14 protein-coding genes and 1 pseudogene are annotated in these 22,624 nt (G+C 41.4%); 13 read left to right on the top strand and 2 right to left on the bottom strand.

Features of this window, described 5'->3' with window-relative positions:
• Positions 1–256 precede the first annotated feature (256 nt).
• The 4 genes from cysM to mazG all read left to right on the top strand — a co-directional run bounded on the left by cysM (position 257) and on the right by mazG (position 6,100).
• Positions 257–1,150: a cysteine synthase CysM gene (gene cysM / locus F607_RS0103505; RefSeq protein WP_157365370.1), complete on the top strand. Its 894-nt coding sequence runs from the start codon at positions 257–259 to the stop codon at positions 1,148–1,150.
• Between the two features lie 295 nt (positions 1,151–1,445).
• The gene (gene rlmD / locus F607_RS0103500) at positions 1,446–2,807 is read left to right on the top strand and encodes a 23S rRNA (uracil(1939)-C(5))-methyltransferase RlmD (protein WP_027706944.1); all 1,362 of its coding nucleotides are present in this window, start codon (positions 1,446–1,448) and stop codon (positions 2,805–2,807) included.
• 143 nt (positions 2,808–2,950) lie between these two features.
• A complete protein-coding gene (relA, locus tag F607_RS0103495; RefSeq protein ID WP_027706943.1) occupies positions 2,951–5,197 on the top strand; it encodes a GTP diphosphokinase in 2,247 nt (748 codons plus the stop codon).
• Between the two features lie 84 nt (positions 5,198–5,281).
• Positions 5,282–6,100 carry a nucleoside triphosphate pyrophosphohydrolase gene (mazG, locus tag F607_RS0103490; RefSeq protein WP_027706942.1) on the top strand — a complete coding sequence of 273 codons (819 nt, stop codon included), beginning with the start codon at positions 5,282–5,284 and terminating at the stop codon, positions 6,098–6,100.
• 120 nt (positions 6,101–6,220) lie between these two features.
• On the opposite strand, the gene F607_RS0103485 is transcribed toward mazG, so the two are convergent.
• Positions 6,221–6,562 (bottom strand): hypothetical protein, encoded by a 342-nt coding sequence (locus F607_RS0103485; RefSeq protein WP_027706941.1) that lies wholly within the window; start codon positions 6,560–6,562, stop codon positions 6,221–6,223.
• A 654-nt stretch (positions 6,563–7,216) separates the two neighbouring features.
• On the opposite strand from F607_RS0103485, the gene ppc reads away from it, so the two are divergent.
• The 8 genes from ppc to F607_RS0103440 all read left to right on the top strand — a co-directional run bounded on the left by ppc (position 7,217) and on the right by F607_RS0103440 (position 19,386).
• Positions 7,217–9,850 (top strand): phosphoenolpyruvate carboxylase, encoded by a 2,634-nt coding sequence (gene ppc / locus F607_RS0103480; RefSeq protein ID WP_027706940.1) that lies wholly within the window; start codon positions 7,217–7,219, stop codon positions 9,848–9,850.
• Positions 9,851–10,202: 352 nt separating this feature from the next.
• Positions 10,203–11,639 carry an HDOD domain-containing protein gene (locus tag F607_RS0103475; RefSeq protein WP_027706939.1) on the top strand — a complete coding sequence of 479 codons (1,437 nt, stop codon included), beginning with the start codon at positions 10,203–10,205 and terminating at the stop codon, positions 11,637–11,639.
• A gap of 203 nt (positions 11,640–11,842) precedes the next feature.
• On the top strand, positions 11,843–12,502 hold the full coding sequence (adk, locus tag F607_RS0103470; RefSeq protein WP_027706938.1) for an adenylate kinase: 660 nt from the start codon (positions 11,843–11,845) through the stop codon (positions 12,500–12,502).
• 2,047 nt (positions 12,503–14,549) lie between these two features.
• Positions 14,550–15,527 carry a hypothetical protein gene (locus F607_RS27995; RefSeq protein ID WP_051310808.1) on the top strand — a complete coding sequence of 326 codons (978 nt, stop codon included), beginning with the start codon at positions 14,550–14,552 and terminating at the stop codon, positions 15,525–15,527.
• Positions 15,528–15,913: 386 nt separating this feature from the next.
• Positions 15,914–16,591 carry a tRNA (adenosine(37)-N6)-threonylcarbamoyltransferase complex dimerization subunit type 1 TsaB gene (tsaB, locus tag F607_RS0103460; protein ID WP_027706937.1) on the top strand — a complete coding sequence of 226 codons (678 nt, stop codon included), beginning with the start codon at positions 15,914–15,916 and terminating at the stop codon, positions 16,589–16,591.
• 402 nt (positions 16,592–16,993) lie between these two features.
• The gene (locus tag F607_RS0103450; protein WP_027706935.1) at positions 16,994–17,803 is read left to right on the top strand and encodes an undecaprenyl-diphosphate phosphatase; all 810 of its coding nucleotides are present in this window, start codon (positions 16,994–16,996) and stop codon (positions 17,801–17,803) included.
• Positions 17,804–18,126: 323 nt separating this feature from the next.
• Positions 18,127–18,459 (top strand): hypothetical protein, encoded by a 333-nt coding sequence (locus F607_RS0103445; RefSeq protein WP_027706934.1) that lies wholly within the window; start codon positions 18,127–18,129, stop codon positions 18,457–18,459.
• Positions 18,460–18,588: 129 nt separating this feature from the next.
• Positions 18,589–19,386: a class I SAM-dependent methyltransferase gene (locus tag F607_RS0103440; RefSeq protein WP_027706933.1), complete on the top strand. Its 798-nt coding sequence runs from the start codon at positions 18,589–18,591 to the stop codon at positions 19,384–19,386.
• Positions 19,387–19,409: 23 nt separating this feature from the next.
• Here F607_RS0103440 and plsB read toward each other — a convergent pair whose 3' ends face one another.
• Positions 19,410–21,893 (bottom strand): glycerol-3-phosphate 1-O-acyltransferase PlsB, encoded by a 2,484-nt coding sequence (plsB, locus tag F607_RS0103435; RefSeq protein WP_027706932.1) that lies wholly within the window; start codon positions 21,891–21,893, stop codon positions 19,410–19,412.
• Between the two features lie 547 nt (positions 21,894–22,440).
• Between plsB and F607_RS27990 the strand changes: the two are divergent.
• Positions 22,441–22,624, top strand: a pseudogene (locus F607_RS27990) (IS982 family transposase); the annotation flags it as partial.

Genomic DNA, 22,624 nt, shown 5'->3' with positions numbered 1-22,624 from the left:
CATGACTCTAAAAAGGGTGCAAGTTTATAACTTTTGATAGCCGGTTTGAGGTAAGTGTTGCCATAGCTTAAAAGGTAGATATATCAAAATGATCCAACTATAGTGTTTTAAATAGCCTAGAAGAATAATCATATAGTTAATCAGTATTAACATTTAAAGACTTGGGTGGGTACCATTTGTAGTATTGTCGGTTAGGCTTTGTTGCTGTAACGGCTTAGCTGAAGAACTGTGTTAGTTATCAGAAGGACTTTTGGTTGTGCAGAGTGACTATCCCACCATTGACTCGTTGATTGGCAATACGCCATTGATTCGCTTGCAACGGTTAAATGCAGGTCATAACAACACCATTTTATTGAAAATGGAAGGACAAAACCCTGCGGGTTCAGTCAAAGATAGACCTGCATTGAGCATGATTAATGAGGCTGAGCAGCGTGGCTTTGTGCGTCCTGGTGATACATTGATTGAAGCCACGAGCGGCAATACAGGTATTGCACTGGCCATGGCCGCAGCGATCAAAGGTTACCGCATGGTGTTAATAATGCCAGAAAATATGACCGCTGAGCGGCGTGCAGCAATGGTTGCTTATGGCGCAGAGATTGTTCTGGTTAGCAAAGAGGCTGGTATGGAAGGGGCCAGGGATTTAGCTGAGCAAATGAAAAAAGAAGGAAAAGGCGTGGTATTGGACCAGTTTGCCAATGAAGATAATCCACTTGCCCATTTTCAGGGAACAGGTCCTGAGATCTGGCAGCAGACCCAAGGACGAATAACCCATTTTGTCAGTGCTATGGGAACAACAGGTACAATAATGGGTACTTCAAAGTACCTTAAAACAAAAAATCCAGCGATAGAAATTGTTGGCTTGCAGCCTGAAGAAGGCTCTGCCATTCCTGGCATTAGACGATGGCCAGAAGCGTATTTACCCAAAATTTTTGATGCCTCTCGGGTTGATCGAGTACTGGATATTGCTCAGCAAGATGCAGAAAGTATGACACGACGTTTAGCTCAGCAAGAGGGAATACTGTGTGGTATATCGTCTGGTGGTGCTGTTGTGGGGGCTTTACGTGTTGCGTCAGAAGTAGAAAATGCAACTATTGTCGCGATTATTTGTGATCGAGGGGATCGTTATTTATCAACAGGTATCTTTAACTAAAGTAGAAGAGAGTTTCAAGTATAAGTATATTGACGAGTCAAGGTGTACGGGGCCATGAGTGAAGGGCTGCCTCATAGAGCTATTTTAGTTTATAATGATGCAGCTAATAGCATAGATAGTGTTTGCATTAAGAATAATGTTAAGTGCTAGACCAGGCCGCGATGATTAGAGCTCTTCCCTTTTATGGTGGTGTGAGAATACAGCAGTTGCTGCACATATACCTTGTAATATCTTCTCAGTGCGGGTAGTGATGATAATTGTATTGGGAATAGCTGCTTTTTAAGCTTACTCACTCATGAAAAAACGCACCTCTGTCCAGTTTTATTCGTCTCGTTCAGCTCGCCAGCAATCAAAGTCTTTACTTTTAGTACCTGCACTCCGTGTAGAAAAGCTTTCTCATGATGGCCGTGGTATTGCCTACTGGCAGAATAAACCTGTTTTTATTAATGGGGCATTGCCCAGTGAATTGGTTAAGGTGGACATTACATCAAGCCGAGCACGATTTTTTGAGGCAAGTGTAACCACATTAATAGAGCCTGCACCAGCCCGTATTTCACCTGAATGTCAGCACTTTGCTAGCTGTGGAGGTTGTCATTGGCAGTTTGTGGAGGCAGAGCAGCAGCTGCTTTGGAAGCAGCAGGCAGTCATCGAGCAAATTCAACGTATCGCGAAGACTGAGGTTAAAACAGTAGCGCCAGTGATTGGTAGTCAACCTTGGGGATATAGACACCGAGCAAGGCTTGCCTGTCGAGTGGTGAAGGGGCAGTTACATTTAGGTTTTCGTAGTTCACAGTCTGAACAAATTGTCGAAGTCACCCAATGTTTGACATTGGTACCTCAACTGCGGCAACTACTTGGTCCGCTTCAAGATAGGTTATCAAGCCTGAAGGGTAAGCACAGTATTGGCCATATTGATATGGCTCAAGGGAACACTACGTTGGGGATAGCGTTAAGGCTGGTTAAGCCTTTACCTGAAACGGATTTACAGCAGCTTGAGCATTGGGCAACTCAGCATAATGTGTGTGTTTGGTTGAATTATGGCCCTGACCATGAGCTTGTCCCTCTTCGTGCAGAGCAACCAGAGACATTATTTTATTCGTTGTATAACGAGGAAATTAGATTAAATTTCTTACCAACAGACTTTATTCAAGCAAACCCATATATTAATGAGGCAATGGTCAAGCAAGCTATTGACTGGTTGCAGCCCTTTGCTGGAGGGGCATTACTCGATTTATTTTGTGGTATTGGTAATTTTACCCTGCCTTTAGCAAAGGACTCTGGCGCTGATATTACGGGGGTTGAGGTCAGTAAGTCTGCACTTAAACGTTGCCTGCATAATGCCCAGCTTAATGGGGTGACTAATGTTACAACCTATCAAGCTGACTTATCTGTAGCCAAGCCCTTGCCTCGTAGCTTAAAAGGAAAGGAGTTTTCTGGGATTTTGTTAGATCCTCCTCGTGCAGGGGCTCTAGAGGTGGTTAATCAAATAGCAGAATTAAAATCACAGCGGGTGGTCTATATTTCCTGTAACCCAGCAACCCTCGCGAGGGATACTGCTGTGCTGGTAAAGCATGGTTATAAGCTCCTACAGTTGGGGGTACTTGATATGTTTCCACACACAGCCCATATAGAAACAATGGCGTTGTTTACCCGATAACTGCTCATACTGGCTGCTGTTGAGGTGGGTAAATCGTATTTTTGGGGCCTGCGTTTTAGTGTATTTGGTGTTGTAAACAGGTCCTTAATGTAAAAATGATAAGAACGATTCCAAACAATAACCCGTAAAACCACAAGGCGAATATGGTTAAGGTTAGAGAAGAACATCCTGTCCACTCTGATGGCACAGTTGATTTGGATGCATGGTTGCAACGTATTCAAGCAGAGGTTGCCGCTGAAGATGATACAGCCTTGCGCAAGGCGTGTGAAATAAGTCAGCGTGCAGAAAGAGAAAGCCAAGACAGTCATCATAGTTGGGAAGGCAGCAGTAGTTTTATTACTGGCCTGGAGATGGCTGAAATTTTAGCAGGTTTGAAGCTTGACCAGGAAACGCTAATAGCTGCGGTGCTGTATCGAGGTGTGAGAGAGGAAAAGCTCACACTGGATTATGTAGAAAAAGAGTGTGGTAAAAGGGTTGCCAAATTAATTGAGGGTGTACTTGGCATGGCGGCCATTATGGCTGTTCAGCCCCGGAGTGGTGGTGCGGTATTGGGGGATCGGCTGGGCCAGCTTGAAAAAGTCCGAAAAATGCTGGTGTCAATTATTGATGATGTGCGTGTAGCACTCATTAAGCTTGCAGAGAGAACTTGTGCTATTCGTGCAGTGAAGCAGGCCACTAAGGACAAAAAGCGTAAGGTCGCTCAAGAAGTTTTTAACATTTATGCCCCTCTCGCTCACCGTTTAGGCATTGGTTATATCAAGTGGGAACTGGAAGATTTATCCTTTCGTTACCTGAAACCCCAGGACTACAAAAAAATAGCTCGGCTGCTTGATGAAAAACGAATCGACCGAGAAAACTATATAAAAAACGTCGTAGGTCAACTTCGATCGTCACTGTCTGAAATGAGTATTAAGGCAGAGGTTAACGGTCGGGCCAAACATATTTACAGTATTTGGCGCAAGATGCGCCGTAAAGGCATTGATTTTAGAGATGTCTATGATGTTCGGGCAGTTCGTGTTTTGGTTCCTCATGTTCGAGATTGCTACGCAACCCTTGGTGTTGTCCACTCTCTGTGGCGGCATATTCCCCGGGAGTTTGATGACTATATTGCAACGCCTAAGGAAAATGGCTATCGATCCCTTCACACTGCAGTGATTGGCCCTGAAGGTAAAACCCTGGAAGTGCAAATACGCACACATGATATGCATGAAGAGGCTGAACTTGGTGTGTGTGCACACTGGCGTTATAAAGGAACGGATTTAGGTTCTAATCGAGACAGCTATGAAGAAAAACTGGCCTGGTTACGACAAGTTTTAGAATGGCAAGAAGAGCTTGGCGATATTGAAGGTCTACCTGATCAGTGGCAGGCAGCGGTTGAAGCAGACCGTATTTATCTATTTACCAAAGATGGTCATGTGGTAGATTTAGCGGTCGGTGCTACACCATTGGACTTTGCGTACCGTATTCATACTGAAGTGGGCCATACCTGTCGAGGGGCTAAGGTCGGTGGAAAGATAGTTCCTTTGACTCATAAGCTAAAGACGGGTGATCAGGTTGAAATCATGACTATGCCTGGGTCTACCCCAAGTCGAGACTGGCTAAACCCTAATCTGGGTTATCTCACCACTTCACGGGCTAGAGCGAAAGTAATCCACTGGTTTAAGCAGCAAGACAAAGAACAAAATGAGCTGGCTGGACGTCATCAATTAGAAGCAGAGTTTAAACGGTTAGCCTTGCGTCAAATTAACTATGAAGAGCTTGCTCAACAGGTTAACTATAAAACTGCGCCTGATATGTTTGCGGCTGTAGGAGCAGGGGACTTAAAAGTTGCTCATGTTATTAATGCTGCGCAACGTATTTTGGCTCCTGATGAAGCGAAAGAGTTTATGTTCTTAACCCCAAGACAACCAACACCACATAAAAGCCAGGATGCGGGGGTGGTTGTACAGGGCGTTGGTAATTTATTGACGCATATGGCAGGTTGCTGTCATCCAGTTCCTGGAGACGCCATCATTGGCTATATTACTTTTGGCCGAGGTGTAACCATCCATCGTATGGACTGTGCTAATGCAGTTCAACTGCAAGAACAAGAGCCTGAACGGATGATTGAAGTGGACTGGGGTGGAAAATATGAAGAAACCTATCCAGTAGATGTCGAAGTTCTTGCTTATGATCGACCAGGATTATTGCGGGATATTACGGTGGTGCTTGCGAATGAGCGGGTAAACGTTTTAGCTGTTAATACTCAGTCAAGTAAGCATGATAGCTTAGCACGCATGCAACTCACCATCGAGGTGCCTAGTTTGCAAATGCTTGGACGCGTGCTTACACGAATAAACCAGCTGCCTAATGTCATTGAAGCCAATCGCCACCGACTGAAAAATCACTAATACTACACACTTGATGTCGTGCATTCTTTGTGGTTAAGCGTACATAATATGTACTTTAAGCAGTATTTAGGGGAACTGTCATTTATGCCTCATTACACAATGGATGATTTGCTGTATTTAATGACGCAGTTGCGTGATCCAAAGACTGGCTGTCCTTGGGATATTAAACAAACGTTTTCTACTATTGTTAATTATACGATAGAAGAAGCTTACGAAGTCGCAGACGCCATCGAACGGGAGGACTTTCAACACCTTTGTGATGAATTGGGAGACTTACTCTTTCAAGTCATTTTTTATGCGCAAATGGGGGAGGAAAATGGTTATTTTGATTTTGCCAAAATAGTAAATAATTTAGTGGCAAAATTAATACGCCGGCACCCTCATGTTTTTCCTAGTGGTGAACTCAAGGTAAAAAAAGATGAGACTGAACAAGTTAATGTCTCTGACCTGGATGTTAAAGCAAGTTGGGAGCAAATTAAAAAGCAGGAACGTCTTCAGCAGAATAAGACGCAGTTGCTGGCTGATATTCCACTGAGTTTACCTGCTTTAAAACGAGCGCATAAATTACAGCACCGAGCTGCCCAAGTAGGTTTTGACTGGTCTGATCACAAGCCTGTGATTGATAAAATCAAAGAAGAACTCAAAGAAGTTGAACAAGCGATTGCAACAGGCAAAGAAGAACATATTCAGGATGAAATAGGGGATCTTATTTTTTGTTGTGTTAATTTAGCAAGACATTTACAGGTTGATGCTGAGCAAGCAGTACGACAGTGTAATGCAAAATTTACACGGCGGTTTCATTATATTGAGGAGCAGCTTGCTGTTAATGAGCAAGACTGTAAAAGTAGTTCGCTGGTGGAAATGGATTACTTATGGCGGCAAGCCAAAGAAAAAGGACTTTAGGTGCTTTTATCGTTTGTGTTTAAAGGTGGGTATGATCAAAGCAACACTGTTTTATCAGTCACTTTAACGAGAAAGTGACTGGTTTTTTTACTTGACTGTTTTTGCTATGAAGCCATTTACTTAGTGGGTATCAGGCAAGTTTTCTTTAAATGTCTTTAAATGCTTTCTGGATAATTCGAGGTATTTGGGCGTAGGGCCAATATCTTCGTAGAGTGGGTTGCCTTCTTCATCTTCGGCTACGACAAGTTGACCTTGCTGATAAGGGAAGGATCGTTCTAATTCATCCAGAGATGCATGTAGTAAGTCTCGAATGATTTCTTCAATATGACGGCGAGGGTACATTTCGCTTAGTGCTGCAAGGCGAGCGGCATCTTCTAGGGGCAGTTTGATACAGAATGCGTCATGAGTAACCGCACCTCGCGCAGAGCTTTCCCACTCATTAATTAAATCTTTAATGCTCATTGTATGGTTCACTTTAATCATACGGGTTTTGTCTAAAAAGGCTTTTTAATCTCCCTAAGGTTAGCGTCGTGCACTAGTGTTTATGCTGGCGAAAAAAGCTTTTTAGATATACCACTATTATTTGTTTTAGAAATTTTTATCGACTCAATCCTAAGTGTATGTTAACCGAACGGCAGACAAAATTAAAATGTTTCTCTGAAATGTCTGCAAAGGGATAGTAAAGGAATTATAGTCATAATTGCGTTTAAAAAGGGTTGGATAAACTTATTGATTTAGAATGTAAAGTGATTGTATAGAAATGATATGGCTTTACACATGGTCTTTATGAAACTGAGCTTATAATACGGCTATGTCATAACCACTCGTTAATCCTTTAATGTAATATGAAAGCTATCTTTCACTATGGTCAATTAATAACTGACTGAGAAGCTTGTAGGTTATAGCTAACCTAAGTCACTGTGTAGTGTGTTCCTTATTTCTCTGACGTTGCTTAATAGTTGGGGACTATCTTTAGTACACAGATTCCTTTAGGCTATGCTAGCTATCCGTATTTTTGGGTAAGTGCCCTTCACGATGGGGAATGTTTTTTTCTGTAATTAGTCACCTGGTTTGTTTTTGGGTAAGCCAGATTGCTGTTTGTTTGGGGGAAGGTTAATGCCCGATACACATGCTGCGCTGCGTAATAATGTGCACCTTCTTGGTGAGTTATTAGGTAATACCATCAAGGAGCATATGGGGGAGCAGTTTTTAGATAAAATTGAGTTGATTCGGCAGCTCGCAAAAGCGAGTAGGGCCGGCAGTAAGGCGGGTCAGGAAGCCCTATTGACGGAACTAAAAGGATTAACGGATGACGAGTTACTGCCTGTAACACGTGCATTCAATCAATTTTTGAATTTGGCGAATATTGCAGAACAATACCATACCATTTCCAAGCACTCGCAACAGTGCCCTCTAGAGTTAAACCCTATTGCTGAATTGCTGGATCAGCTACTTGCACGACAGTTCAGTGCTGACGCTATTATTGAGAACCTTTCAAAGCTAAAAATTGAATTGGTATTAACCGCTCACCCAACAGAAGTAACGCGTCGTACGCTGATTAAAAAGTACGAGGAAATTGCTAACTGTTTATATGTAAAAGATCACCACTACTTATCCGGAGCTGAAGAAGAGCAGCTGATACATCGTTTACAACAGTTAGTCAGTCAAGCCTGGCATACAAATGAAATCCGTGAGGAGCGGCCCACTCCTGTAGATGAAGCTAAGTGGGGTTTTTCAACAATAGAGTACTCCCTCTGGTACGCCATACCACGGTTTTTACGCCAACTGAATCAACAGTTAAAGCAGCGTATTAAGCGGGGATTACCTATAGATATTTCCCCTGTTCGATTTGCTTCATGGATGGGGGGAGACCGTGATGGTAACCCTAATGTGACAGCCGCAGTGACTCATCAGGTATTGATGTTGAGTCGCTGGATGGCAGCTGATTTATATTTACGGGATATGGATACACTCATTGGTGAGTTGTCAATGAATGACTGTAGCCAACGTTTACTGAAAGAAGTTGGCAACCAGAGTGAACCGTATCGTGTACTCCTGAAAAAATTACAAGCCCAGTTACGGGCAACGCGCGATTGGGCTGAAAGTGCTGCACATACCTATATTGAACCCTCCAAGGAGGTATTGCTTTACAAGGAAGGTTTGTTAGCACCATTACAGTTGTGTTATCAGTCTCTGCAGGACTGTGGAATGCATGTTATTGCTGATGGGCCATTGCTAGATACATTATATCGAGCACACTGTTTTGGTTTGAATCTGATCAAACTGGATATACGTCAAGACAGTAGTCGTCATGGTGATGTGATGGCAGAACTGACAAACTATCTAGAATTGGGTGATTATCAGACTTGGTCCGAGGAGCAAAAACAAGCCTTTTTATTAAGGGAATTAGCCAGTAAGCGTCCTTTACTGCCTAACCAGTGGCAGCCCTCCGCTGAGGTCAAAGAAGTTATAGACACATGTCGTGTACTTAGTCGGCATGAGCCACATGCGATTGGCAGCTATATTATTTCCATGGCGAAACAGCCGTCAGATGTGCTAGCAGTTATTTTATTGCTGAAAGAGTGTGGTGTTCAGCATCGAGTGCCAGTTGTGCCGCTATTTGAAACACTTAATGACTTGGCAAATGCGGATGACGTAATCAAGAACTTACTGGGTGTCAGTTGGTACCGTGATTATATTCAAGGTAGTCAAGAAGTAATGATTGGTTACTCTGACTCTGCAAAAGATGCTGGCACATTGATGGCTTCTTGGGCGCAGTATCAAGCACAGGAAAAACTGGTGGAAGTATGTGCTGAGGCTGGTGTGAAGTTGACCTTATTCCATGGCCGGGGTGGGAGTATAGGTCGTGGTGGTGGCCCAGCTCATGCAGCTATTTTGTCACAGCCCCCAGGCTCAATTGGCGAAAGAATGCGAATCACTGAGCAGGGTGAGATGATTCGCTTCAAATTTGGATTACCCAATGTTGCGGTTAGAAGTCTTGCGCTGTATACCAATGCGGCATTAGAAGCTAAGCTGATTCCGCCTCCTGTTCCTAAAGACAGCTGGCGAGAGATGATGAACAGTTTGACGGAAACATCGTTAGAGGCTTATCGCGGTGTTGTCAAAGAAAATACTGATTTTGTTCCCTATTTCCGTGCAGCAACGCCTGAGCAAGAACTTGCGAAGTTGCCACTGGGTAGTCGTCCTGCAAAGCGAAAAACATCTGGAGGACTGGAGAGCTTGAGAGCTATTCCCTGGATATTTGCCTGGACGCAAAACCGACTGATGTTGCCCTCTTGGCTGGGAAGTGGCGAAGCACTTCAACAGGCGCTTGATAATAAGCAGGAGACATTAATACGAGAGATGATGACAGAATGGCCGTTTTTTAGAGCCAGGGTTAATATGTTGGAGATGGTGCTTGCGAAAACGGATTTATCATTAGCAGCCTACTATGAACAACGACTTGTTCCTGAGCCTCTGCAAGCTTTAGGGACAGAGTTACGCCACCGTTTAGCCAGTACTGTTGAAGTGGTTCGTTATTTGAAGAAAGTGCATGAATTATTAAGCGATGAACCTTGGATTCAACAGTCGATAGCCTTGAGAAATCCCTACACTGACCCACTCAATGTATTGCAGGCTGAATTATTGTTTCGTTTACGCCATGATGCAGAAAATATTAAGCCGTTTATTCCACAAGCATTAATGGTCACCATTGCCGGTATTGCAGCAGGAATGAGAAATACAGGCTAATCAAGATGAAACTGTCTGCAGCGAAGGAGGCTGCAGGCGAGTTTTACACAAGAAACTGAAGTAGATTAGCTGAAGGTTGAAACGCTATAAATAGACGACGGTATAAATGGAGTTTATGTCGTAGATTGTCACCACTCGAATGTTAACAATTAATTGGCTGGCAAAAAATTATTAAAAATGATCCCTCCGTATTTAATAAAAAGTAATAAATTCTGCAAACTAATCAGTTTTAACTAACTATAATGAAACTTAATGGATGCCACTGTAACTTCTACTATGGGTTATGGTAATAAGCTGATTCAGTTTGAGTTTATAAAATTGATAAAAAGGGTCAAAGGATTTGGCTACGTTAATGTCTAATAAGTATGTTTATGGCTTAGGCCAGGGGGAAACTGGGATGCATATTGCTACCCGGATCAAGCGCTATTTAGCCGCCAAAGGCGTTCCCTATGCGTTGTATCAGTTAAATTGTGGTGTATCACTTTCTCAGGCCGTGTCTCAAATAGGCATTGATCCTTCTCAGGTTGCTGTACCTATACTTATTTCCCGCAGACAAGGTCAGTGGATGGTTGTAACAAGTGTTGATCGGGTGCTTTCATGTGGCCAGTTGTCACATGTGCTGCATGAGCCGATCCGCTTAGTGCCACATCATGACGTTGACAAACTATTTTCGGATTGTGCTCCAGGTATCAAACCCGCTTTAGCGGTCCCCTATCAATTACCCTGCATGCTTGATAAGTCGTTAATGAGAAAAGACAAGGTGTATTTTGTCTCTGGCTGTCCATCGATATTAGTAGGGGTTGATAGTGATGAGTATTTGTTTCTCCACCCTCATGCTCAATTATTTGAGTGGCCAGAGTTCGAGCAACTACCAACATCGACAGATAATAGCGAGCTGATTATTTTTCCGGGTACTGCAACCGCAAGTGAGCATGATCAGCTGGATCATATTATGCCTTTAGCTGCGGTGCCTGAGACTTCAGCAACAGCAAATGCGCTGCTTAGGCATCAGGAACTAAGAGAAGATGAAGTGGCTTTGCTTTCATTTCTCGATGAGCATGGACTGATAAGCCGACAACTTTGTAAGGTTGGGTCTGCTATCAGCCACAAGCCATGCAGTTGTTCTCATGAGGTTATTGAGCATCTAGGAGGTTGTAAGACCTACGATTTAGCGCTTGCTTGCGCCATTATCTTATCTTTTCGGGTTCCATTGCGTGGCCCTCTGGGCCTTAACAGTGTTTGGCAGCATGCGCTATACAGTAGTATTCTAGCGGAGTCACTGTTAATACATGTACCAAAACATCATCAGCAGAAGCTCACAAACCTACATTTAACTTGTTTATTGCAGCATGTGGGGGTATTGCTTCTAGGGCATATTTTTAGACCAGAGTTTATCATGCTGAATAAGTGGGTTACTTGTCAGCCTCATATTTGCTTAAGTGACTTTGAACAGAGACTTGTTGGACTTGGTCAAGCGCATGAGATTCTTCGGTTTGGTTATGCTCAGCTTGGTGGGTGGTTACTAAAACGCTGGCGATTAAACCAGCCAGTGATCCAAGGGGTAAGCCATCAACTTCTCAGCCACTCAGAAACTCCCTTAGTGCATATGTTACAGGTGGTAAATTATATGTTAACGTGCCACCGCGTCAGCTATGCGACACTTTCTGACTATCCGGAGCATGCGTTTGCCTGCTTAGGGTTATCACTCGACTTAGTTGATCAGCATTTTACGCAGGTAGCTAAAGACTATCCTCGGACTGATCAGCTTGCATTTACCCAAGCTGCTTAAACTTGCTTCGCAATGGTTGCACAATAAAGGCTTAACTTGAGCATCACAACCGACCTGTGTATCTTACCTGCTACTTTTGATTGATCTTGGCTGTTGCAAAGCTGAAATAAGTACAAGAAGCGTTTTGCAGCGGCTTTATTTGTTATAGAATCGGCGATTTTTTAGCATATACCGCCTAAAGCGTATTAAAGGAGCTGGCATTCATGCGTGTTATTTTGTTGGGGGCACCTGGGGCGGGAAAAGGAACCCAGGCTAAGTTCATTATGGACACATTTAATATTCCTCAGATCTCTACTGGGGATATGTTACGGGCAGCGATTAAAGCGGGCACACCACTTGGTTTGCAAGTGAAAGAGGTAATGGAGTCAGGTGGTTTAGTTTCTGACGATATCATTATTAATCTCATCAAAGAACGAATTCAGCAGGATGATTGTAAGAATGGCTTTTTGTTTGATGGATTTCCTCGCACTATCCCTCAAGCTCAGGCGCTTGTGGATGCGGGTGTTAGTATTGATTGTGTTGTTGAAATAGCAGTTGATGATGCAGAAATTATCAAACGATTAACAGGCCGACGAATTCATGAAGGCAGTGGGCGGGTTTATCATGTTGTGTTTAATCCACCTAAACAACCTGGGTTAGATGATGAGACTGGTGAGCCTCTGGTTCAGCGGGATGATGATACTGAAGAAACCGTTGGCAAGCGCCTAGCAGTTTACCATTCTCAAACGGCTCCATTAGTCACCTTTTATCAGGAAGCTGAAGCCTCTCAAGGCACACCAAAGTATGTCAGTATTGATGGTAAAGGTTCAGTTGATACCATTCGTTCTACTGTTTTGGATGCACTTGCTGCCTATCAACCGTAAATATTAGTCAGTCGTTGGGGGATTTTCCCCCTCAACTTAAATAATTATTATCACTCGCTGCCCCCCAATCTCTTTTTCAAAAAGTATAGCCCTATAAACCCTTGATGCTTTATAGATAGAAGGCTTCATGTGACTTTTTGTGGCTGTAATGCATTTATTGAGTCGATTACTTTTTGAGTCTCAGCATTTAATTCATAAAATAATGCTTTACAGGCAATAAGTTCATATTAGAACAGTATCACTACTTTTAATGTGTTTCCAATGTATACCCTCCGCGCATCAATTTTAGTATTTGTAGTCTGCCAATGGCGTATATCGAAATACCACAAGTGCTTATTTAAGCATTAGAGATTGCAAAATGTAGGTTTGCACTGGTTGAATTTATTTGTGATAGCTCTGTTGCCTTAATGTTAATAAGGATTGTTGGACAGTCAATGCAACGTGAATTTACGAAGTGATATCGGTAGGGTTATTAACCATAAATACTATTATCTTCCTCATCGGTGTTGTTGAGCCTGTTTATCTTTTTAAACAAAGCATGTCCTATCCATTTGTTTTTTCAAGATTGTATAGCTTAATCGAAAGACAACTGAGCCTGGGTGGTTACTGTAAGTGAGGCTGTAATCACCCATTAACCTGAATTGCTAAAAATAGTTTGTTGTGAGTAGTGACTGTGCTGATGCAATCCGTTAATTAGTTTCTCTTTTCTCAGCAGAAAATCATCCTTCGTTGCTACTGTTTACAATACTACTAGCACTTGTTTCATAAATAGTTGTGATCCTATTTCTTGTTATATCTAAATGTGCACCTGTTGTACTTCAATGTATGCCAATGACCACTAAAGACTCGATAACTCATGTTGATCGTTCTGCTACAAGTGCGGTAAACAAGTTTCTGTAGAAGGATTTAGGCATTTTACGGTCATCATACAGGCTTTATAGGGGTGTTTTAAGAAGTGGTTTTATAAGTAAATATATGCCATTGCTCTGGTAGGCGGTATAGAAATAAGGTCATCAATGTGATTTGAAAAAATAATATTGTATTCAAGCCTCAGGGCTAAATCGCTCTCTGTTTGACGTTTAAGAGTAAGTAGTCGGAGTGATATAAGTTGTCAGTATAAACACAACTGTTCTCAACTTGTTGTTGGTGATAGCAACAAACCGACTTATGTGTCGAGAATTTGTCGTACTTTTTATCTGTAATGTTAAGTTATCTGGAAGGTTAAGGCGACAGTCTGGCTGATACTCCCAAGACATTGGTAAGACATGTTGTCTGTATATAGAAGATAGTGGCGGGTTATTTCTTCTTTTACCTAGAGAAATACTTCAAAGTCAGCCTATTCAGTTTGTGAATGAGCTTATTATATTGTTAGTGGTTTAGTATGTCTTTTTATGAGGAATCATGTTGAATATACTCCCTTCAATTTAGATTGGTGCTGTCGTACTTGTGAAAGAAAGAGCTGTGAGAGATAAGCTTTTTGTAAAATTAAGTGGTTAAACTGGCTAGATTAGTGTTGCTACCTGAAATTGAATTCATGTAGGTTGATTGAATCATTTTGGTTAATGCAATCGGTAAGATGTTAGAATAGTTGTTTGTTTTGATTAAGGATGTTAATTGCATAAAGGGTATGAGGAGTCTGTTACTCTCTAAATGATGCGGATAAATGGATATGTTATCATTTTAGAATTATGTTTCTAAATTTGTTAGGATAAAGACAGAGGAATACATTCTTTGCTACAGATTTATCTTAACTATACGAGGTTAGCTGCACTCATCGAGCTATTTATTGAGTCTGACTACAAAAATAAATTGCGATTAGGCTAAGAATTGATAGGCAGGATAGCTCAAGTTTGTGTCTGGTTTTTAAAGAAGATATATGTCGTTTGGTGATCAAATCTTAAAAAGATTCAACTTTCGTGTAAAAAGAGGGTGAAAAATTTTTACGATTTAAATATTATTCGCCCCTAACTGTTTGTTGATGCACAGTTTTTTGTGCTATGTTTTAACTGATAACTCTAATATTAGATTTCCCCTCAGGAGAAATGAAATGGCGAGAGGTAGAAAACCTGGGACTAAAGCAAAAAAGTCCCCTGTAAAAAAAGCAGTTGCTGCTAAAGCAACAAAAACAACGGCTACCTATACTGGTCTTGAAAAAGTAATGGCTGAGCTGGAAAAGGTAACTGAAAGAGTTGCAAACGCAAAACTCAAAGTAGATGAAGCCAAAGCTAAATTGGCTACAGCTAAAACAAAATTGAAGTCAAGTGCTACTGCTACGAATAAAAAAGCAGTAGAGCGCGCTAATGCTGCTATTGAAAAAGCTCAAGCCGATTGGAATGCAATGCGTGAGAAGCTTGCAGCAGCAAAACAGGCTGTAGAAATTGAAAAGGTTGTTGCTAAAGGCGAACAATTAAAAGACGCTGCTAAGCAACGTGTAGAAGAGTATCAAGGCTCTTTAAAAGCAAAAGCTGAACAAGATCTTGCAAAAGCAATTGCTAACTTTGAAGCTAAGTGGCTGAAAAGCCGTGAGCACGCTGATCAAGCAAAAGTTAAAAAGCGTGAAGTTGCAGAAAACAAAAAATTGAAAGTTGCGCTCAAAAAAGTAGAAGTTAAAGCTAAGGAAATGGGTGAGAAAAAAACTTCTACTGCAGGTGCGAAAAAACGGGGACGTAAGCCAGCATCTACAACAGCCAAAACGACTGCTGCAACTTCCACAACAGCTAAGCGTCGTGGTCGTCCACCTAAAAAAGCAACAGCGACAACAACCGCGGCTAAGAGTACTGCACCAAAGCGTCGTGGTCGTCCACCTAAAAAGGCAACAGCTGCTACAACAGCAACAACTAGTGCGACTCCAAAGCGTCGTGGTCGCCCACCTAAAAAGGCAGCAGCTGCTACAACAACCGCTACTGGCACGGCAGCACCCAAGCGTCGCGGACGTCCAGCAGGTTCAACCACTAAAGCAAAAGTTACTAGAGCTAAAACTACAACGACTAAACGTCGTGGTCGTCCACCTAAAAAACAAGCTTAGTCTTGTAGAGGTGGGTTAAGTACAAATTTATTGTACTTAACAAGCTTGAGCTTAAATAGATGCCAGGATGGCATCTATATTTTTTTGAGTTACTCTAAAACTTCTACCCAGATTTGCTTTCAATACACTCCTTAGTCTTTCTTCTTCTTTCTCTCCCACGGGCTTAATCTTAAAAATGTTTGTGTATGTTTATAGGTTTGCTACCTGGCCCTTTAAAGCACTAATCTGATATATAGAGGTGGGTTCTGCTATTATTGCAAATAAAAGTGTTTACGGGTGTATTAAGAAAAAGTACTTTTAGTCACAGTTGAAGTCATTCATTTTTAAGTGTATGCCCAACCCAAAGGGTATTGTCGTGTTAAATAAGTGCATTATTTAGGTACACTATGAGTCGCATATTAGCTATTGATACAGCAACAGAAGCTTGTTCTGCTGCATTACTTATTGAGGGCGATGTCAAAGAGTCGTTTGTTGTTGCACCTAGAGAACATAACGAGCGCATTTTACCTATGGTTGATGAGTTACTTTCTAGTGCAGGCCTGGGTATAAAACAGCTAGACGCCATTGCGTTTGGACAGGGTCCAGGTGCTTTTACGGGGGTTCGAGTTGCGGCAGGTATTGTTCAGGGGCTGGCTTATGCGGCAGATTTACCTGTTATTGGTATCTCAAATTTAGCTGCACTTGCACATTATGCTTTTCGGGTTTATCAACATGAAAAGGTATTTACGGCAATAGATGCAAGAATGGATGAGATCTACTTTGCTGCTTATACCGTAAATACTGAAGGCAAATTAGCACTCGTCATTCCAGAGTCCGTCATCAGTCCAGAAAATGCAACAGGTTATGAGGATATGATTGGGTGGGTAGGTGTAGGTAGTGGATGGAGCTACTCGCCAAGAATTCCTTTTAAACCTGAGGTTATTTACAAAGATATATTGCCTCATGCTCAGGATATTGCTTTGTTGGGTGAACTGGCATGGAAATGTGGAGAAACAGTACCTCCAGAACAAGCGATTCCTGTTTACTTGCGTGACAACGTCGCCAAGAAAAAACAAGAAAGATAGCCAACCAGGTTATCTTTCATCTCCTTATTGTGCCTATCCCAATATATTAATCTGAGTTGATGCATCAATGGTTTAATAATGTGAACTTTGTAGATTTTGCTGTTGATGCGCGTGTCTTAAATGGGAAAAAGTTTCGTTAGAGTTACAGTTCTTGGCATATAATGTTTTGGTTTTACAAAGGGGGAGCGTATCAGAATCATGTGACGGCCCAGCTAGAACGTTTAAAACAGCTATTATTGTTGGCGCTAAACTTAAAAGACCAGATTAGCCACACAAAAAAATCCTTCGCTGTGGGTTTATATGCCTCTTTCAGGTTATCAGTGAATAGTTTGGCACACTTTTAACTGTGTAACATTTACCAGTGTATCGTTAAATTGAGTTTTTAGATTAGGTAGTGCATTTATGGATGTGATTCAAGCGATTATTCTGGCGTTGATACAAGGACTAACAGAGTTTCTTCCTATATCAAGCTCAGCCCATTTGGTGCTGCCAGCGCAGCTGCTAGGCTGGCCTGATCAGGGCTTGGCATTTGATGTGGCTGTACATATAGGGACGCTGATTGCTGTTGTTTTATATTTTAGAGACGACTTATGGGCTGTAATGAAAGGTATGCTGGAAGGACTGTTTGGAAAGCAAAAGTCTTTTGAAGGATACTTGGGTTGGTACATTATTTTGGGCACCATACCTGCTGTATTGTTTGGCCTGGCCATTAGCCTTATGGATGTTGAAAATCAATTACGTTCAATCTTTATTATTGCTTGTACTACATTGATTTTTGGGGTTTTACTAGGATGGGCTGATCGTACAGGAACTCAACAGCGACAACTAACAGAGATAACCTGGAAACAAGTACTAATTATTGGTATTGCTCAGGCGCTGGCTATTATTCCTGGCACATCGCGATCAGGTGTTACTATTACCGCTGGATTAATGTTGGGTTTCACCCGGAATGCAGCCGCAAGATTTTCATTTTTATTATCAATACCCGTCATTTTTGCGGCAGGATTATTAAAAACCAAAGATCTTGTAATGGCTACAGAGCCAGTTGCCTGGGACGCGATTTTTGTAGGCGTGTTTGTGGCGGGAATTAGTGCCTATGTATGTATCCATTTATTTTTAAGTATGATTGCACGAATGGGAATGATGCCTTTTGTTATTTATCGTGTACTTTTGAGCGCAGCATTGTTTTTTGTTTACTTCACAAGCATTTAGTGTGTAATAAAGTGTATGAGAGATAAGCAGCTTTATCAAAGATCTGAGTTTTTTAATTAAGAGCGTCCTTTTGGGCGCTTGTTTTCATTTTTTTGCTGAGCAACCTGTTATACTACTAGTAAGGTAATACCGGTGTAAAAAATTAAGTAAGGATATGTAATATATTTTAATGATTGTTCTAATTAAATGTGTTGGGAACACATTAAAGCAACTTCGCTGGTCTGTTAGGGTAAACGCTATGGAATGGGTGCATAAAACTAATTCGAGAAGGGTATACATATAAAACGTAGCAATAGTTCAGTGAATGTGAGAGGAGTTGGGGTGTGGTTTCCAGTGTTGGTCATTTGACATTAGGTGCACAGTATCTGTTACCCAGTAGTTCAAATACGACACCAAAAACAGTAGAAGCTATCCAGCCTGTGGCAAATGTTCATTATTCATCACAAAATGAAAGTGAACGACAAGCTGATGCAATGTATAAACTTGCTCAAACCCAGCGAGTGAACAAAAGCCATCAAATTGAACAGCCATTTCAAACACGTCCATATCAAGTTAACCCCCTCCCTAAAAGTATTCGTACTTACTCGGAAGTGGCTGAGTTTGAACTAGAGCAGGCTAGTAGTACTGAATTATTTGGTATTGATATTTATGTGTAGATTTCCTTAAGTCGATTTATCTGTTACTTTTCCTCCCGTTATAACTTCTTTGTTCGCTGGCCATTATTTAGCACACATTAAAAAACAACCAGCTACCCTCTTTGAAGATGCTTGTAGGTAAGCCTCACTATGTGCTCAAAAAACAAGGTTATAGTACTACCCGCTTCCCCTGAAGGATTACCTGATGCTAAAGCGTTAGCAGAAGAATTTGCTTTCCCGCTAAAGGAGAGCAGTGAGGGGCTGGACTTGGACACAACGCTTGCTTTAGTCGTTGATCAAGATAAAGTCAGTTTGGAAGCTTTACATGAGAAAAAAATGGGCAAAGTATATGTCGATTTTGTCCATGGACCACTGGCTTTTCGAAGGCTTCATGGAGGAGGTAAAGGACAGGCTATTGCTAAGGCGATAGGGATTAAAAAACAGTTTAAGCCTTCAGTTTTAGATGCAACGGCTGGTTTAGGTCGAGATGCATTTATCCTTGCCACCCTTGGTTGTCAACTAACACTATTAGAAAGATCATCTGTTGTATATTGTTTATTACGCGATGGTTTAAGAAGAGCATTACAGTGCCAGGAAATTCAATCATATATTGAGCAAATGACATTACAACCGCTTCAAGATGCAAAATCCTTTTTGTCAAAATGTCAGTCTGATAGCTTTGACTGTGTTTACCTTGATCCTATGTTTCCACATCAAGATAAAAAGTCGGCACTGTCAAAGAAAGAAATGCAGCTCTTTCAAAAGCTGTTAGATGGAGACAGTGATGCTGACCAGTTATTTTCTGATGCTTATAATGCTGCACGCTATCGAGTTGTTGTGAAAAGACCACGGTTAGCACCATTACTGGCAGCAAAAAAGCCTACTTTACAACTAATGGGAAAAGCTAATCGGTTCGATATTTATGTAAAAAAAGGCATACCGCATTAACGCGCTATGCCTTAATACACCACTTACTGTTTATTTAAGTGTACTGTTGCTAATTGCTGAATAGCCCGTCGGGCTTCACTGGGAAGTACATAACGTGCACTATTTAGAATAACATGGATGTTATGGCTAAATGATAAGTTTTGTTGAGAGTCAGAATGAACTAAGTTTTGCTGACGAAGTGTTTCTATAAAGTTTTTGAAAAGTGATTTATCAAAAAACTCTGGAGCATTTATTCCCTGTATAAATGAAAGCCGCTGTGCAAGCTCATGACACTGCTTTTCCAAGGTATCTCTATCTATTTGCTCACTTCCACTTCGAATCAACAAGCTGAGTGCCATATAAAAGCGCTCTAACGTTTGCATGATGGTTTTACCCAGAAAGTTAAAAGTGACTGAGGTGACAGAGTCAGGGTTTGGACTTTGTAGCCAGCCATTTTCACTTTGCAATATTGAGTGCTCAACAAGTATGTCCAACCACTGTTTAAGCAGGATTTTAAACTCATCAGGTTGCCAAGGTAAAAAAAGCTCTGTGCGCAAGTAAGGATATATTTGACTACACATCGGAACAAGATCTGCTTCTTTAATTCGAGAGCTATTATTAAAGAAACAGCTGATTAGAGAAGGTATTGCAAAAAGGTGTAATGTGTTATTTCTGTAATAAGTCAGTAAAATAGCATGTTTACCTTCCGTATAAATTACATCACCTAGAGAGTCAGTTTGTCGTCGGATAAAGCCTAATTTTTCGACGTAAAGAATGGTCTCAGTGGGTGTTTTGAGAGGCGATATTATACGTTCACTGTACGGCAGCTTTTCTAGTAACCAATTATAAAATGTCACTTGCTCTTTTAGTGATTCCTCACTCATTGCTTGTTTAGGTGCAGAGAGTAGGGCGGTTGCAATGAGGTTCACAGGGTTAGCGACAGCAGCGGCATTAATATGACAATTAATTGTATTTGCCAGCTGTTGGGTAAGGTTGCGAAACCACGATTGTCGCGTGTAGCTAGATGATTCTGATGAAATACTAGATTGCCAATCTGGTTCTTGTTGCGATAAAAATTGATTAAGCAAAATAGGTTCACCAAAATTCACCCATACTTCGCCAAACTCTTTTTTCAAGGCTGAAAGTATACGTAAGATATCAAGAGGTGATTCGGCTTTTTTTGTTTTTCCGCGTAACTCACCAAGGTAAGTATTTCCTTCTAGTACTCGCTCATAGCCAATATATACAGGTACAAAGCAAAAAGGCTTACGCTGATCCCTGAAGTAGCTTTGTAACGTGAGGGCTAGCATGCCTGTTTTGGGTTGTAGTAATCGGCCTGTTCGGCTACGTCCACCTTCAATAAAGTATTCTGTGGAGAAGCCTCTGGTCAGTAAAGTATGCAGGTACTCGTTAAATACAGTCGTATAAAGTTTATTCCCTTTAAAGCTTCTACGCATAAAAAATGCACCACCTCTACGCAGTAAACCACCAATCAGAGGCATGTTTAGGTTTATTCCTGCTGCAATATGGGGAGGGCTTAAATTTTGCTTATAGAGCACGTAGGATAGAAGTAAATAATCGATATGACTGCGGTGGCAGGGTACGTAAATGATTTCGTGGTCTTTGGCCAAATGCTGGATGGGTTCTACGTGATTTACCTGAATGCCATTATAGAGTTTATTCCAAAACCATGTTAGTACAATATCTAGAAAACGTATTGCTGGATAACGAAAGTCAGAGACAATTTCATTTGCATATTTACGCGCTTTATTATTTAGCCGACTAATATTGTCGTGTGTCGCATTCGCTTGATCTAAAATAGCTTGCTTAACGGGTTGACTATGCAACAGCTGATTAACCAGCGTTTTTCTGTGGGAAAGCTCAGGGCCTGTTAAAGCTGTACGCAGTTGTCGAAAATGGACACGAAGAATTCGCGCTAATTTCCGTACCGTACGACTTGTTGAAAGCTGATCATCAACCAGCTCTCTTGTCGCTAATGGTGTACTGAAATTAATCATTGTTTGTCGGCCATGGATCAGTAAGGCAAATAATTTGCGTAACCGCCCTCCCACGGCATAATCATAGGTGAATAACAGTTTGAATGCTGACTGTTCTTTCAGTGGAGAGCGTCCCCACAAAATCGTAACGGGAATCAGTTGAATATTTTTTTCTGGGTGACGTTGAAGGAAAGTGATAAGCTGGTGTAATTGTTCTGAAGGTTTTGGTGGCGGAAAGATTCGCCAAATAGTGGGTTGTTGAATTAAATGCAAACAGTTGGGTAGTAGCTGGTTGTGCGTGACAATGAGTTTTTGGTTTGGGGGCGGGAGCCCTTCGCGCTGACAAATCTCTTCAAGGACTAGTGTGTCAAATAAGGACTGGCGGGCGAGAATATAGCATATTCCATCATTTTCCTGTAAGGGTGGTAATAGGGGTAACTTCCCTATGTGCCTGGTTTTAACCCATAAGAATAAGACTTTTCTTAAACTACGTCTTAGTAGTGATTTGAGTTGAAATGATATCTTCGACATTTTTTGTTTTTTTCCAGATCCTGAAAAGTTTCCCCTTGTTAATACTTAAGCTACAACTGAATCAAGGCAACTTCATTTTGCGTTGAGTATTGTACTGGCATCTTTTTAGTGTGGGGGAGATCAGACTTCTTATCCCAGCTACCTATGACTTTCTTTAACTACAGTTTTGGACGAGAGACAAATCGTATTTTCCTAACCATTGCTGTAATTGATTGTGCTACTACTAAGAGGGCAGCAGTAGATAACTTAGAGTTATGCTTAGCTTTTGCATATCATTGATAATCAGTATTTAATAGGAATGCTCCCTTTTATTAATTCACTTACAGGTATAAATCGATTAACGCTATGCTCATTATGGGATATAAAAATCATTGATATTTCACTAGAGCCTTCTGTTTTGCCAAAGGCAAATATAACTACCTAAGTCTTAGTAGCGTCTTGTACATAAGTAATTTAAAGTAACGCGATGCTCGACTTTTATTAGTTTGAAATGACAACCCCTGACCCCAACCTTTGTTTTGCCGAAACAAATTCAAAGGGACAGGGGATGTCAGTAGAAGAGTTTATCATAGCAGTTTATTGCTGGGTTGATGATACCTTTAATGATTTACTTAAAGGCCAGCGATTACGTGAACGAGGGACTATGCCTTCCCTTTCTGATCCTGAAGTGATTGCAATGGAGCTCATCGGCGAGTTTTTTGGGCTAGATGAAGATACACATATCTGGCGGT

It is taken from the genome of Zooshikella ganghwensis DSM 15267 (assembly GCF_000428585.1).
GTDB lineage: Bacteria > Pseudomonadota > Gammaproteobacteria > Pseudomonadales > Zooshikellaceae > Zooshikella > Zooshikella ganghwensis.
Note: the sequence above shows the minus strand (reverse complement) of the source record. Positions and strands in the feature narration are given on the sequence as shown.

What these genes read in the sequence shown, in the direction of transcription:
- rlmD (WP_027706944.1), top strand. Translation starts at nt 1,446, where the DNA reads ATGAAAAAACGCACCTCTGTCCAGTTTTATTCGTCTCGTTCAGCTCGC.
- relA (WP_027706943.1), top strand. Translation starts at nt 2,951, where the DNA reads ATGGTTAAGGTTAGAGAAGAACATCCTGTCCACTCTGATGGCACAGTT.
- mazG (WP_027706942.1), top strand. Translation starts at nt 5,282, where the DNA reads ATGCCTCATTACACAATGGATGATTTGCTGTATTTAATGACGCAGTTG.
- F607_RS0103485 (WP_027706941.1), bottom strand. Translation starts at nt 6,562, where the DNA reads ATGAGCATTAAAGATTTAATTAATGAGTGGGAAAGCTCTGCGCGAGGT.
- ppc (WP_027706940.1), top strand. Translation starts at nt 7,217, where the DNA reads ATGCCCGATACACATGCTGCGCTGCGTAATAATGTGCACCTTCTTGGT.
- F607_RS0103475 (WP_027706939.1), top strand. Translation starts at nt 10,203, where the DNA reads ATGTCTAATAAGTATGTTTATGGCTTAGGCCAGGGGGAAACTGGGATG.
- adk (WP_027706938.1), top strand. Translation starts at nt 11,843, where the DNA reads ATGCGTGTTATTTTGTTGGGGGCACCTGGGGCGGGAAAAGGAACCCAG.
- F607_RS27995 (WP_051310808.1), top strand. Translation starts at nt 14,550, where the DNA reads ATGGCGAGAGGTAGAAAACCTGGGACTAAAGCAAAAAAGTCCCCTGTA.
- tsaB (WP_027706937.1), top strand. Translation starts at nt 15,914, where the DNA reads ATGAGTCGCATATTAGCTATTGATACAGCAACAGAAGCTTGTTCTGCT.
- F607_RS0103450 (WP_027706935.1), top strand. Translation starts at nt 16,994, where the DNA reads ATGGATGTGATTCAAGCGATTATTCTGGCGTTGATACAAGGACTAACA.
- F607_RS0103440 (WP_027706933.1), top strand. Translation starts at nt 18,589, where the DNA reads ATGTGCTCAAAAAACAAGGTTATAGTACTACCCGCTTCCCCTGAAGGA.
- plsB (WP_027706932.1), bottom strand. Translation starts at nt 21,893, where the DNA reads ATGTCGAAGATATCATTTCAACTCAAATCACTACTAAGACGTAGTTTA.